We start from the raw sequence: 13,673 nt of genomic DNA on the forward strand, positions 1-13,673 counted from the left end.
TCCCCCTGTGAGAGTAGGACGCCGCCAAGCTTTTCAAAGGATCAGTTCCAATCGGAACTGGTCTTTTTTGTGTTTTTGGGACGTTTGGCACCAGATAAATGTGGAAATAATATTGTTAGTTGAGCGATTATCTTGAAAAATCGATCGAAAAAATTTATAGTAAGATTAAAGTCAAATATAGTCAAAGTCAATGGAGGAGGAGGCGGAGTGGCACAAAATATTTCTGATATCATCGAGCAGTATTTGAAGGAAGTCTTGGATCAGAATGGTCGAGAAATATTAGAAATTAAACGCAATGAAATTGCAGATAAGTTTCAATGCGTACCTTCACAAATTAACTATGTTATCAATACACGCTTTACGAGCGAAAGAGGTTATATCGTTGAAAGTAAGCGTGGCGGCGGTGGCTATATCCGTATCATTAAAGTCAAAATGAATGATGAAGTCGATTTATTGAACAACATTATTTCCCAAATATATCATCGTTTATCACAGGCTGCATCTGATCATATCATCATGCGTCTTGTTGAGAACAACATTTTATCCGAAAGAGAAGCAAAGATGATGATTAGTGTCATGGACCGTTCTGTTTTACACATTGATTTACCTGAACGAGATGAACTGAGAGCTCGGATGATGAAAGCGATGTTAAATGCTTTGAAATTAAAGTAAAGCGGGTGAAAAGATTGATTTGTCAAGAATGCAATGAGAGACCAGCCACTTTTCACTTTACGAAAGTAATAAATGGAGAAAAACAAGAAATGCACATATGTGAACAATGTGCAAAAGAAAACAGTGATTCATATGCTATGAGTGGAAACCAAGGTTTCTCGATTCACAACTTATTATCAGGCTTATTGAATATTGATCCTAGCTTTACCACAAGTGCGAATAAAGGGTCATCTATTTTTCAAGAAGCAAGAGAAGTGGATCAATGTCCTAAGTGTGGCTTAACTTTTCAGCAATTCAGGAAAACAGGCCGTTTTGGCTGTGCAGAATGTTATCGAACCTTTGATCAGTATTTAAATCCTGTTTTAAGGAAAGTCCATAGTGGAAATACAGTCCATAATGGAAAAGTCCCTAAACGGATTGCCGGCAGTCTGCATGTTCGCCGGAAACTTGAGTTAATGCAGCAAGAACTGAAGCAGCTGATTGAACAGGAAGAGTTTGAAAAAGCAGCGGAAGTTCGAGATCAAATTCGTGCGTTAGAGCATGAGCAATCTCAGCAGAGGGAGGGAGATTAACGACATGTCGCTCCAGCATTTTATTCAAGACGCATTAAGTCAATGGATGAAACAGAAAGGACCAGAAAGTGACATTGTTCTAAGCAGTCGTATTCGACTGGCACGCAATCTAGAGCATGTTCGTTTCCCAACTCAGTTTTCTCAAGAGGAGGCTGAAGCTGTTCTTCAGCAATTCGAGCAAAAGTTTGCGAGCCAGGAAGTGAAGGACATTGGAAACTTTGTTCTGATTCGAATGAATGAAACGCAGCCTTTGGCTAAAAGGGTACTTGTTGAAAAGCATTTGATTAGCCCCAATTTAGCAGAATCAAGATTTGGCGGCTGTTTGCTTTCAGAAAATGAAGAAATCAGTGTCATGCTGAATGAGGAAGACCATATTCGTATTCAATGCTTGTTCCCAGGATTTCAGCTGGCTAATGCACTAAAAGCAGCTAACCAAATAGATGACTGGATTGAAGAGCAAGTGGATTATGCGTTTTCAGAAAAGCGAGGATACTTAACGAGCTGTCCGACCAATGTAGGTACAGGTATTAGGGCTTCAGTCATGATGCACTTACCAGCATTAGCCCTGACAAGACAAATGAATCGCATTATTCCTGCAATTAATCAATTAGGTCTTGTGGTCAGAGGAATTTATGGTGAGGGTAGCGAAGCAATAGGAAACATCTTTCAAATTTCAAATCAAATGACACTGGGTCAATCAGAAGAAGATATTGTAGATGACTTGAATAGTGTGACGGCACAGCTCATTGAACAAGAGCGATCTGCACGTAAGGCATTATATCAGACGTCTAAAATTGAACTTGAAGACAGAGTGTACCGTTCCTTGGGGATTTTGGCTAATTGTCGCATGATTGAATCTAAGGAAACGGCTAAGTGTTTGTCAGATGTGCGACTTGGAATTGATTTAGGTATCATTAAGGGGCTTTCAAGTAATATACTGAATGAACTCATGATTTTGACACAGCCTGGCTTCCTTCAGCAATATTCAGGAGGAGCCTTGGAACCAAATGAAAGAGATATAAAACGAGCAGCAATTATCAGAGAAAGGCTGCGCTTAGAAATGCATAGGAATGGACAGGAGGATGAAACGATATGATGTTTGGAAGATTCACTGAAAGAGCTCAAAAGGTATTAGCACTTGCACAAGAAGAAGCCATTCGCCTAGGCCATAAGAACATCGGAACAGAGCATATTTTACTTGGTCTTGTACGTGAAGGTGAGGGCATCGCCGCAAAAGCATTAGAAGCACTGGGCCTTGTTTCAGATAAAATCCAAAAAGAAGTCGAGAGCTTGATTGGAAGAGGGCAAGAGGTGTCTCAAGCTATTCCTCATTACACACCTAGAGCGAAGAAGGTTACGGAGCTTTCTATGGATGAAGCGAGAAAGCTTGGTCATTCCTATGTAGGGACAGAACATATTCTTTTAGGTCTTATTCGTGAGGGAGAGGGTGTAGCTGCCCGTGTCTTAAATAACCTCGGAGTGAGCTTAAATAAAGCACGCCAACAAGTATTGCAGCTTCTAGGCAGCAATGAAACGGGTGCATCTGCGGCAGGATCTAATAGCAATGCCAATACACCAACTTTAGATAGCTTGGCAAGAGACTTAACGGCTATCGCGAAAGAGGACAGCTTGGACCCTGTGATTGGCCGCAGCAAAGAAATTCAGCGTGTCATTGAGGTCCTAAGTAGAAGAACAAAGAATAACCCTGTCTTGATTGGGGAGCCTGGTGTTGGTAAAACAGCGATCGCAGAAGGCCTCGCACAGCAAATTATTCACAACGAAGTGCCTGAAATTCTGCGTGATAAACGAGTCATGACACTTGATATGGGAACTGTTGTAGCGGGAACGAAATATCGTGGTGAATTCGAGGATCGTTTGAAAAAAGTCATGGACGAAATCCGTCAGGCTGGAAATATCATTCTCTTCATTGATGAGCTTCATACACTGATTGGTGCAGGTGGAGCAGAGGGTGCGATTGATGCCTCTAATATTCTAAAACCATCTTTAGCACGTGGTGAGCTTCAATGTATCGGGGCAACAACGTTAGATGAGTACCGTAAATATATTGAAAAAGATGCTGCACTTGAACGTCGATTCCAGCCAATTCAAGTGGACCAGCCATCTGTTGATGAAAGTATTCAAATTTTAAGAGGGCTTAGAGACCGTTATGAAGCACATCACCGTGTGTCTATTACAGATGAAGCCATTGAGGCGGCGGTAAAGCTTTCTGATCGTTATATCTCCGATCGTTTCCTTCCAGATAAGGCGATCGACTTAATTGATGAGGCGGGTTCAAAAGTTCGCTTACGTTCTTTCACAACACCGCCTAATCTAAAGGAACTTGAGCAAAAGCTGGATGAAGTACGCAAGGAAAAGGATGCAGCTGTTCAAAGTCAAGAATTTGAAAAAGCCGCTTCTCTTCGTGATACGGAGCAACGTTTGCGTGAAAAGGTAGAAGTGACGAAGAAATCTTGGAAAGAAAAGCAGGGACAAGAGAATTCAGAGGTTTCTGTGGATGATATCGCAATGGTTGTTTCTAGCTGGACGGGAGTACCTGTTTCAAAAATTGCTCAAACAGAAACAGATAAGCTTCTAAACATGGAACAATTGCTCCACTCTCGCGTCATTGGACAGGATGAAGCAGTTGTTGCTGTTGCAAAAGCTGTAAGACGTGCCCGTGCTGGACTAAAAGATCCGAAACGTCCGATAGGCTCCTTTATTTTCTTAGGGCCAACAGGTGTTGGTAAGACTGAGCTTGCAAGAGCACTCGCTGAGTCTATCTTCGGTGATGAAGAAGCGATGATTCGTATTGATATGTCTGAGTACATGGAAAAACACTCGACTTCAAGACTTGTTGGATCACCTCCAGGCTATGTGGGCTATGATGAGGGCGGTCAGCTGACTGAAAAAGTGAGAAGAAAGCCGTATTCTGTCGTGCTTTTAGATGAGATTGAAAAGGCGCACCCTGATGTGTTTAACATCTTACTTCAAGTGTTAGAAGATGGTCGTCTCACTGATTCTAAAGGTCGTACTGTTGACTTTAGAAATACGATTTTGATTATGACTTCAAACGTTGGAGCTAGTGAGCTGAAGCGCAATAAATATGTTGGCTTTAACGTGCAGGATGAAAGTCAAAATTACAAAGATATGAAAGGCAAAGTAATGGGTGAGCTGAAACGTGCGTTTAGACCGGAGTTCATCAACCGTATTGATGAAATCATTGTCTTCCACTCACTCGAAAAGAAACATCTAAAAGAGATTGTGTCTCTCATGTCTGATCAATTGACAAAACGACTAAAAGAGCAGGACCTTTCAATTGAATTGACGGAAGCAGCAAAAGCCAAGATTGCCGACGAAGGTGTAGATCTTGAGTATGGTGCTCGTCCGTTAAGAAGAGCGATTCAAAAGCACGTCGAGGATCGACTTTCTGAGGAATTGCTGAAAGGCAATATTGAAAAGGGCCAACATATCGTATTAGATGTAGAAGATGGAGAAATTGTCGTAAAAGCAACGGCTGCTACGAACTAATATAGTAAGAAAAAAGTGTGAGGCATACCAGAAAGTTGGATGCCTCCCTTTACTTATTTTCTGACCAGTATAAGGAGTTGTATTCTTCAATCTATGGCTAAGTCAAAATCAAAATTTATATGCCAATCGTGCGGTTATGAGTCAGCCAAATGGATGGGGAAATGTCCCGGCTGCGGCACTTGGAACAGTATGACAGAAGAGGTCGTTCGTAAAGAGCCGGCAAATCGTCGAAGTGCATTTAATCATTCTGTTCAAACCATTCAAAAACCTTCACCTATATCTGCAATTGAAACATCCGAAGAACCCCGAATTAAAACGAATTTAGAAGAATTTAACCGAGTATTAGGAAGTGGAATTGTCAAAGGTTCACTCGTTCTTATTGGCGGTGATCCTGGGATTGGGAAGTCCACACTATTATTACAAGTTTCAGCACAGCTATCAGATCAAAATCAGAATGTGTTATACATATCTGGTGAGGAATCAATCAAACAAACGAAGCTTAGGGCGGACCGTCTCGGTATTGAAAGTGCCTCTTTACATGTTTTGGCTGAAACCGATATGGAGTATATAACGTCTGCTATACAAGAGATGAAACCCGCTTTTGTTGTGGTCGATTCAATTCAAACCGTTTATCAAAGCGATATCACGTCAGCTCCTGGATCTGTTTCTCAGGTGAGGGAATGCACTGCCCAGCTGATGAAAATTGCCAAGACGAATGGTATTCCTATTTTTATCGTTGGTCACGTGACGAAGGAGGGCTCGATTGCTGGGCCGCGCCTTTTAGAGCATATGGTAGATACAGTTCTTTATTTTGAAGGGGAGCGCCATCATACGTTTCGTATTTTACGGGCAGTGAAAAACCGTTTTGGTTCAACGAATGAATTAGGAATTTTTGAAATGAGAGAGGAAGGGCTCACAGAGGTATTAAACCCATCAGAAATCTTCTTAGAAGAGCGGTCAGCAGGTGTATCTGGATCGTGTGTTGTTGCCTCAATGGAAGGAACAAGACCTGTTCTAGTGGAGATACAAGCACTTATTTCACCGACGAGCTTTGGGAATCCACGGAGAATGGCTACTGGCCTTGATCATAACCGAGTGTCATTGCTTATGGCCGTTTTAGAAAAACGGGTAGGGCTGCTGCTGCAAAACCAAGATGCCTATTTAAAGGTCGCAGGTGGTGTGAAACTTGATGAACCAGCGATTGACTTGGCTATTGCCGTTAGTATTGCATCAAGCTTTAAAGATGCAGCGCCGCATCAAGCAGATTGCTTTATAGGAGAAGTGGGTCTGACGGGAGAAGTCAGAAGAGTATCAAGAATTGAACAGCGTGTGCAGGAAGCTGCTAAACTAGGATTTAAGCGAATGTTTATTCCTCAGGCGAATATAGATGGATGGAAAAAACCGAGAGGGATTGAGTTAGTCGGTGTAGAAAATGTAGCAGAGGCACTTCGTATTTCACTAGGGGGATCATAGAAATGGAAAAAGAGAAAAAAGGAGCGAGAGAAGTCGATCTCTTAGATATTGTCCAGTTTGTGGCACCGGGGACACCCCTGCGGGCAGGGATTGAAAACGTCCTAAGAGCCAATACTGGAGGGCTCATTGTTGTTGGTTATAACGATAAAGTGAAAAGTGTGGTAGATGGAGGATTTCATATTAATTCTGCATTCTCCCCAGCACATTTATATGAATTGGCGAAGATGGATGGGGCGATTATTTTAAGTGACTCTGGTCAAAAAATCTTGTATGCGAATACACAGCTCATGCCGGATGCAACCATTCATTCATCAGAAACAGGCATGAGACACCGAACGGCTGAACGTGTAGCAAAGCAGACAGGCTGCTTAATCATTGCCATTTCTGAACGTCGGAACGTCATTACCTTATACCAAGGGAATCGACGATATACGCTGAAAGATATTGGTTTTATTTTGACGAAGGCCAACCAAGCGATACAAACACTTGAGAAATATAAAACCATTTTAGATCATGCCATTTCTGCGTTAAGCGCCTTAGAATTTGAAGAGCTTGTGACCTTTGGTGATGTATTATCCGTGCTGCATCGTTATGAAATGGTACTTAGAATCAAAAATGAAATCAATATGTATATCAAAGAGCTTGGGACAGAAGGACACTTGATCCGTCTGCAAGTCAATGAGCTGATTACAGATATGGAGCAGGAAGCGGCTTTATTTATTAAAGATTACGTGAAAGAAAAGATCAAAGATCCATATGTGCTGCTGAAACAGCTCCAAGATATGTCGAGCTTTGAACTTTTAGATGACTCTATTTTGTACAAGTTACTCGGCTATCCAGCATCTACAAATATTGACGAATATGTGTACACAAGAGGATACAGATTACTTCATAAAATCCCTAGATTGCCTATGCCGATCGTTGAAAACGTGGTCGAAGCATTTGGTGTGCTAGATCGAATTATGGAAGCAGATGTACAAGATTTGGATGAAGTAGAAGGAATTGGAGAAGTAAGAGCGAAAAAGATAAAAAAAGGATTAAAAAGACTGCAAGAAAAACATTATATCGACCGTCAGCTATAAAAAGAGAAATTTTTCTTAAATACGGTTAAAAATGGATGAATATGGGTATATTAATGATGGTTTTGTTTTCTGTTCATGATGATAGGAAACTTAAGCATATATCAATGTCAGATGAAGGTGGATTGACAGATGAAAAATAAAGGAGGTGAAGGTATGTTAAAAAGAATCGTTCAGGCGTTTTTTATCATTTTCGGTGCAGTTGTAGGGATTTTTATCATTCCAGAGTTATTTCTGCTGTTAAATGTGAAGGACATACCTTTCATAACAAATGCTTACTCTTCAGCACTAATAGGAGCCGCTGTGTTCTTTATCATTGGTAAATGGTGCACAGGCTATGTGGTTAATTGGGTGAAATGGATCGAGGATTCTCTATTGAAGGCGCCTCTTCCTGATCTTATATCTGGAAGTTTCGGTTTAGTATTTGGACTTATTCTAGCATATCTTATTGTAAACGTGATCCCGCTAAACAATATCCCATATCATATTTTTGGTACCATTATTCCGATTTTCCTGGCTTTCTTTTTAGGATACCTTGGATTTCAGGTAGGGTTTAAGAAGAAGGATGAAATGATGGGGCTGTTCTCTCGATCTGCAAAGGTCACAAAGAAAAAAGGAGCAGCTGATGATGAACCTGAAATAGAAGATAAAAAGCTGAAAATTTTAGACACAAGTGTTATCATTGATGGAAGAATCGCAGATATTTGTCAAACTGGATTCCTAGAAGGTGTGATGGTCATTCCTCAATTTGTACTCGAGGAATTACAGCATATTGCAGACTCTTCTGATGTATTAAAGAGAAATAGAGGCCGAAGAGGTCTTGATATTTTAAATCGTATCCAAAAAGAACTGGATATTAAAGTTGAAATTTACGAAGGTGACTTTGAAGATATTCAAGAGGTTGACAGCAAGCTTGTGAAACTCGCTAAGTTAACTTCAGGTGTTGTTGTGACAAATGATTTTAATTTAAATAAAGTATGCGAACTTCAAAAAGTAGCAGTGTTAAACATCAATGATCTAGCCAATGCAGTCAAACCGGTTGTACTGCCTGGGGAAGAAATGAAGGTACAGGTCATCAAAGACGGGAAAGAGCATAACCAAGGTGTTGCTTACTTAGATGACGGTACGATGATTGTGGTCGAAGAAGGACGCAATTATATTGGAAAAGACATTGATGTGCTCGTCACGAGTGTGCTGCAAACTGCTGCTGGAAGAATGATTTTTGCGAAGCCAAAACTTCTGGAGAAGGCGCTCTAAAGGGAGAACGAACATGTATTATGAAGTAGTTATTCCGGCTGCGGGGCAGGGGAAGCGAATGAAGGCCGGCCGCAATAAACTTTTTATTGAATTGAAAAGAATGCCGGTCATCATCCACACACTGAAGGTGTTTGACGCTCATTCACAATGCAGACGCATGATCTTAGCGATCAATGAAGAAGAGCGTCGTGACTTTGAAAGGCTACTGAAGGTACACGCTTTTCAAACGCCTGTTTCACTTGTCACTGGCGGTGAAGAACGGCAGCAAAGTGTATACGAAGGATTGAAGGCTGTGCAAGATGCGGACATCGTGCTTGTTCATGATGGCGCAAGGCCTTTTATTAAGCATACACAGATTGACTTGCTCGTTAAAGCAGCGATTGAAAAAGGCTCCGCAGTCGTAGCGGTACCAGTGAAAGACACAATCAAACGCGTTCAAGAAGGCAAAGTGGAACAAACCATTGAACGTCAGAGCTTGTGGGCAGTCCAGACCCCACAAGCTTTTCGTCATTCTATTTTAAAAGAAGCGCATGAACATGCGGAGCGGACAGGCTTTCTTGGAACAGATGACGCCAGTCTTGTGGAACAATTACACGGTGAGAGTGTGTATATTGTCCAAGGAGACTATACCAATATTAAACTGACAACACCGGATGATTTATTGGTTGCCAAGGCAATTATGGATGCGGAAAGAGGGTACTAGAACATGTTTAGAATAGGACAAGGTTTTGATGTACATCAATTAACAGAGGGAAGACCTCTTATTATTGGCGGTGTGACGATCCCTTATGAAAAGGGTCTACTTGGGCATTCAGATGCGGATGTACTGCTTCATACTGTGGCGGATGCCTGCCTAGGTGCGATTGCAGAAGGAGATATCGGCAGACATTTCCCAGACACGGATCCTGAGTTTAAAGATGCAGACTCTTTTAAATTACTTCAGCACGTGTGGGCACTTGTAAAAGAAAAAGGCTATACACTGGTGAATATCGATTGCACGATCATGGCGCAAAAACCAAAGATGGCACCATACATTCAGCCAATGTGTGAGAAAATCGCAGAAGCCCTTGAGGCAGATGTCACACAGGTGAATGTCAAAGCAACAACGACAGAGAAACTTGGATTTACAGGAAGAGGCGAAGGAATTGCCTCTCAAGCAACCGTACTTCTTCAGAAAAAGTAAAATCCATTTTGATGAGAATGGGTTTTGATGATAAAATACGTTTATAAAAAATTGGTGTCAGACAACATGATGCAGATGAAAGGAAGTTAAACTCATGGGAAATGAAGTGCGTGTTCGTTATGCACCGAGTCCAACTGGTCATTTACATATTGGGAATGCTAGAACGGCTCTTTTCAACTATTTGTTCGCACGCAGCCAAGGCGGCAAATTTATTATTCGAATCGAGGATACGGATCAAAAGCGTAATGTAGAAGGCGGAGAAGAAAGCCAGCTTCGCCACCTGCAGTGGCTCGGAATTGATTGGGATGAGAGCATTGATAAAGATGGGGGCTACGGTCCTTACAGACAATCAGAGCGTAATGATATTTACAAAAAATATTATGACGAGCTGCTAGAGAAAGATTTGGCGTATAAGTGCTATTGTACGGCTGAAGAACTAGAAGAAGAGCGTGAAGCACAAATTGCCCGCAGTGAAATGCCTCGATACTCTGGTAAATGCAGTCATTTATCAAAAGAAGAAGAGGACAAGCTGATTGCTGAAGGAAGAGAGCCAAGCATCCGCTTCCGAGTGCCTAAAGGAGAAATCATCAAATTTGACGATATGGTCAAAGGCGAGATTTCATTTGAAACAGACGGCATCGGTGACTTTGTTATTGTGAAGAAAGATGGTACACCAACGTATAACTTCGCTGTAGCGGTGGATGATCATTTGATGAAAATGACTCACATTCTTCGTGGTGAGGATCACATCTCGAATACACCTAAACAAATTATGGTCTTCAATGCATTTGGCTGGGATGTTCCGCTGTTCGGACATATGACGCTGATTGTAAACGAGAACCGCAAGAAATTAAGCAAACGTGATGAATCAATTATCCAGTTCATCGAACAGTATAAGAACTTGGGCTATTTACCAGAAGCTTTGTTTAACTTCATTGCACTACTTGGGTGGTCTCCAGTTGGCGAAGAGGAACTATTTACAAAAGAGCAGTTCATCGATATTTTCGATGTCAATCGACTTTCTAAGTCACCAGCTCTATTTGATATGCATAAACTAAAATGGGTCAATAACCAATACGTGAAAGCACTTGATCTTGATCAAGTTGTGGCACTTACACTTCCACATCTTCAAAAGGCAGGCAAGGTAAGCGAGCAGCTGACAGACGAAGAAAACACGTGGGTGCGCAAACTCATTTCTCTATACCACGAGCAATTGAGCTACGGAGCAGAAATTGTTGAGTTAACAGAGTTGTTCTTTAAGGAACAAATTGAGTATAATCAAGAGGCAAAGGAAGTTCTTGCAGAAGAGCAAGTACCAGAAGTGATGGCTTCGTTTGCAGGTCAGCTTGAACGTCTTGAGTCTTTCACACCTGATGAAATCAAGGCTGCCATTAAAGCTGTGCAAAAAGAAACAGGGCATAAAGGTAAGAAACTATTCATGCCAATTCGTGTGGCTGTCACTGGACAAACGCATGGCCCAGAGCTTCCGCAAAGTATTGAACTACTAGGTAAAGAGACGGTATTAAACCGCATTAAACAAATATAAGGAAAATCGTTGCGAGGGAGAAGTACAATGTTTTCGCCTATCACAGAAAGAGTCTTCACCGGCTGAAAGAGACTTATGGGCAGACGTTGGAAATGCACCCTCAAGACCCTTGAGGAACACGTATGTTAGTATGCAAGGGCGGTACCCTCCGTTATGGGATGAAGTTGAGAAAGTTTGCAATAAGAGGCTTTCTAAACAGAGTGGAACCGCGTTTTCAAAACGTCTCTGTCATATGGCAGAGGCGTTTTTTATTTGTCCAAAAAAGAGAGCAAGTCCTAAGAGAGATTGATGGGGAAGAACGGGGGGAGCATGTGTTTTTCAAAATGCTGAAAGAAGATATTGATACTGTGTTTGATCAAGATCCTGCTGCTAGAAGCTATCTTGAAGTAGTGCTAACCTATTCAGGGCTTCATGCAATTTGGGCTCATCGTGTTGCGCATGCATTTTACAAGCGTAAGCTGTATTTTCTTGCGCGGATCATTTCTCAGGTCAGCCGGTTTTTCACAGGGGTTGAGATTCACCCAGCAGCAACCATCGGCCGGCGGTTCTTTATTGATCACGGCATGGGCGTCGTGATTGGGGAAACATGTGAAATTGGCGATAACGTCACTGTTTTCCAAGGCGTGACATTAGGGGGAACAGGGAAAGAAAAGGGAAAGCGGCATCCAACCATTTTGGACGATGCCTTGATTGCGACTGGTGCTAAGGTGCTCGGTTCCATTACCGTTGGAAAAGGGTCCAAGATTGGTGCGGGGTCTGTTGTGTTAAAAGACGTACCAGACCATTCCACTGTTGTAGGTATACCTGGGCGAGTGGTCGTTCAAAATGGAAAGAAAATCAATCGTGATCTCAATCATCAAGATTTGCCAGATCCCGTTTCTGATCGTTTCAAAGAATTGGAGCGAGAAATGGAAAAGCTAAAACGTGAGCTGGCTTCATTGAGCAGAAAGGAAGAACAATCATGACAATCAATATTTATAATACATTGACACGTAAGAAGGAAGAGTTTGTCCCACTTGAACCAGGAAAGGTCAAAATGTATGTATGCGGACCAACCGTGTATAACTACATTCATATCGGGAATGCAAGACCGGCCATTGTATATGACACGGTACGTAAGTATTTAGAATATAGCGGCTATGATGTGAATTTCGTATCCAACTTTACTGATGTGGATGATAAACTCATCAAAGCAGCAAATGAATTAGGCGAAGATGTCCCAACGATTGCTGATCGATTTATCCAAGCATACTTTGAGGACGTCAGTGCATTAGGCTGCAAAAAAGCAGACCTTCACCCGCGAGTGACAGAAAATATGGATGATATCATTGCGTTTATCGCCACATTGATTGAAAAAGGCTACGCCTATGAGGCAGATGGTGACGTGTATTACAGCACACGCTCATTTGAAGGCTACGGAAAACTGTCTCACCAATCGATTGATGAATTAAAGACAGGTGCCCGTATTCGTGTAGGTGAAAAGAAAAGGGATGCACTCGACTTTGCATTATGGAAGGCCGCAAAGGATCAGGAGATTTCTTGGGATAGCCCGTGGGGCGAAGGGCGTCCAGGCTGGCACATCGAGTGTTCTGCGATGGTCAAAAAGTATTTAGGCGATACGATTGACATTCATGCTGGCGGACAGGATTTAACGTTCCCTCATCACGAGAATGAGATCGCTCAATCTGAGGCTTTGACAGGCAAACCTTTTGCAAAGTATTGGATGCATAACGGATATATTAATATTGAGAATGAAAAAATGTCAAAATCACTAGGCAACTTTGTGCTCGTGCATGACATTGTGAAAGAACAAGATCCTGACGTACTTCGATTCTTTATGTTGTCGGTTCACTACCGTCATCCAATTAACTACTCAATGGACTTACTAGAGAGTACAAAGAGTGCGTTTAACCGACTCAAAACGTCGTATGCTAATTTACATCATCGCCTTGAAAGCAGCACGAATATCACAGAAGATAATGCTGAATGGCTGACGAAGGTTGAAGAGCAGCGAGCGACGTTTATTTCTGAAATGAATGATGACTTCAATACGGCAAATGCGATCTCTGTTTTATTCGAACTTGCGAAACAGGCGAATTATTATATGGAAAATGATCATACTTCGGAGGAAGTGATCAAGGCATTTATCGGATTGTTCCAAGAAATCACATCCGTCCTCGGCTTCTCACTAGAAGAAAAGCACACGCTTGACGAAGAGGTAGAAGCATTAATTGAGAAGCGGAATGAAGCTAGAAGGAATCGTGACTTCGCATTGTCTGATCAAATTCGTGACCAGTTAAAGAGCATGAATATTGTATTGGAGGACACTCCTCAAGGTACGCGCTGGAAAAGAGGAGAATAGG

At 41.9% G+C, this 13,673-nt stretch carries 12 protein-coding genes and 1 other annotated feature; all 12 genes read left to right on the top strand.

The window, feature by feature from the left end:
• Nucleotides 1–207 precede the first annotated feature (207 nt).
• Nucleotides 208–672: a CtsR family transcriptional regulator gene (locus ACTJJD_RS18235; protein WP_003217184.1), complete on the top strand. Its 465-nt coding sequence runs from the start codon at nucleotides 208–210 to the stop codon at nucleotides 670–672.
• 14 nt (nucleotides 673–686) lie between these two features.
• Nucleotides 687–1,244, top strand: coding sequence for a UvrB/UvrC motif-containing protein (locus tag ACTJJD_RS18240; RefSeq protein ID WP_007496258.1), 558 nt, complete (start codon nucleotides 687–689; stop codon nucleotides 1,242–1,244).
• A gap of 4 nt (nucleotides 1,245–1,248) precedes the next feature.
• Nucleotides 1,249–2,340: a protein arginine kinase gene (locus tag ACTJJD_RS18245; RefSeq protein WP_024718295.1), complete on the top strand. Its 1,092-nt coding sequence runs from the start codon at nucleotides 1,249–1,251 to the stop codon at nucleotides 2,338–2,340.
• Nucleotides 2,337–4,772, top strand: coding sequence for an ATP-dependent protease ATP-binding subunit ClpC (clpC, locus tag ACTJJD_RS18250; protein ID WP_007496263.1), 2,436 nt, complete (start codon nucleotides 2,337–2,339; stop codon nucleotides 4,770–4,772). Before ACTJJD_RS18245 ends, clpC begins: the two co-directional genes overlap by 4 nt.
• 93 nt (nucleotides 4,773–4,865) lie before the next feature.
• Nucleotides 4,866–6,245: a DNA repair protein RadA gene (gene radA / locus ACTJJD_RS18255; protein ID WP_017359160.1), complete on the top strand. Its 1,380-nt coding sequence runs from the start codon at nucleotides 4,866–4,868 to the stop codon at nucleotides 6,243–6,245.
• A 2-nt stretch (nucleotides 6,246–6,247) separates the two neighbouring features.
• Nucleotides 6,248–7,327, top strand: a complete 1,080-nt coding sequence (gene disA, locus ACTJJD_RS18260; RefSeq protein ID WP_007496267.1) for a DNA integrity scanning diadenylate cyclase DisA — start codon at nucleotides 6,248–6,250, stop codon at nucleotides 7,325–7,327.
• Between the two features lie 153 nt (nucleotides 7,328–7,480).
• Complete coding sequence (locus tag ACTJJD_RS18265) at nucleotides 7,481–8,581, top strand: PIN/TRAM domain-containing protein (protein WP_003217214.1); 1,101 nt, start codon at nucleotides 7,481–7,483, stop codon at nucleotides 8,579–8,581.
• 13 nt (nucleotides 8,582–8,594) lie between these two features.
• A complete protein-coding gene (ispD, locus tag ACTJJD_RS18270) occupies nucleotides 8,595–9,284 on the top strand; it encodes a 2-C-methyl-D-erythritol 4-phosphate cytidylyltransferase (RefSeq protein ID WP_008345432.1) in 690 nt (229 codons plus the stop codon).
• Nucleotides 9,285–9,287: 3 nt separating this feature from the next.
• Entirely contained in the window at nucleotides 9,288–9,764 is a 477-nt protein-coding gene (gene ispF / locus ACTJJD_RS18275) for a 2-C-methyl-D-erythritol 2,4-cyclodiphosphate synthase (RefSeq protein ID WP_007496273.1), read from the top strand.
• Nucleotides 9,765–9,858: 94 nt separating this feature from the next.
• Nucleotides 9,859–11,310, top strand: a complete 1,452-nt coding sequence (gene gltX, locus ACTJJD_RS18280; protein ID WP_008345431.1) for a glutamate--tRNA ligase — start codon at nucleotides 9,859–9,861, stop codon at nucleotides 11,308–11,310.
• Nucleotides 11,311–11,540, top strand: a binding site (T-box leader).
• Nucleotides 11,541–11,621: 81 nt separating this feature from the next.
• Entirely contained in the window at nucleotides 11,622–12,275 is a 654-nt protein-coding gene (cysE, locus tag ACTJJD_RS18285; RefSeq protein WP_017366453.1) for a serine O-acetyltransferase, read from the top strand.
• Nucleotides 12,272–13,672: a cysteine--tRNA ligase gene (gene cysS / locus ACTJJD_RS18290; protein ID WP_212357611.1), complete on the top strand. Its 1,401-nt coding sequence runs from the start codon at nucleotides 12,272–12,274 to the stop codon at nucleotides 13,670–13,672. The genes cysE and cysS overlap by 4 nt, the downstream gene beginning before the upstream one ends.
• Nucleotide 13,673 lies beyond the last annotated feature (1 nt).

Source organism: Bacillus sp. 22446, assembly GCF_052044955.1.
GTDB classification, from domain to species: domain Bacteria; phylum Bacillota; class Bacilli; order Bacillales; family Bacillaceae; genus Bacillus; species Bacillus altitudinis.

Bases quoted from the DNA above. Each gene is read 5' to 3' on its own strand.
- ACTJJD_RS18245 (WP_024718295.1), top strand. From the start codon at position 1,249: ATGTCGCTCCAGCATTTTATTCAAGACGCATTAAGTCAATGGATGAAA.
- clpC (WP_007496263.1), top strand. From the start codon at position 2,337: ATGATGTTTGGAAGATTCACTGAAAGAGCTCAAAAGGTATTAGCACTT.
- radA (WP_017359160.1), top strand. From the start codon at position 4,866: ATGGCTAAGTCAAAATCAAAATTTATATGCCAATCGTGCGGTTATGAG.
- disA (WP_007496267.1), top strand. From the start codon at position 6,248: ATGGAAAAAGAGAAAAAAGGAGCGAGAGAAGTCGATCTCTTAGATATT.
- ACTJJD_RS18265 (WP_003217214.1), top strand. From the start codon at position 7,481: ATGTTAAAAAGAATCGTTCAGGCGTTTTTTATCATTTTCGGTGCAGTT.
- ispD (WP_008345432.1), top strand. From the start codon at position 8,595: ATGTATTATGAAGTAGTTATTCCGGCTGCGGGGCAGGGGAAGCGAATG.
- ispF (WP_007496273.1), top strand. From the start codon at position 9,288: ATGTTTAGAATAGGACAAGGTTTTGATGTACATCAATTAACAGAGGGA.
- gltX (WP_008345431.1), top strand. From the start codon at position 9,859: ATGGGAAATGAAGTGCGTGTTCGTTATGCACCGAGTCCAACTGGTCAT.
- cysS (WP_212357611.1), top strand. From the start codon at position 12,272: ATGACAATCAATATTTATAATACATTGACACGTAAGAAGGAAGAGTTT.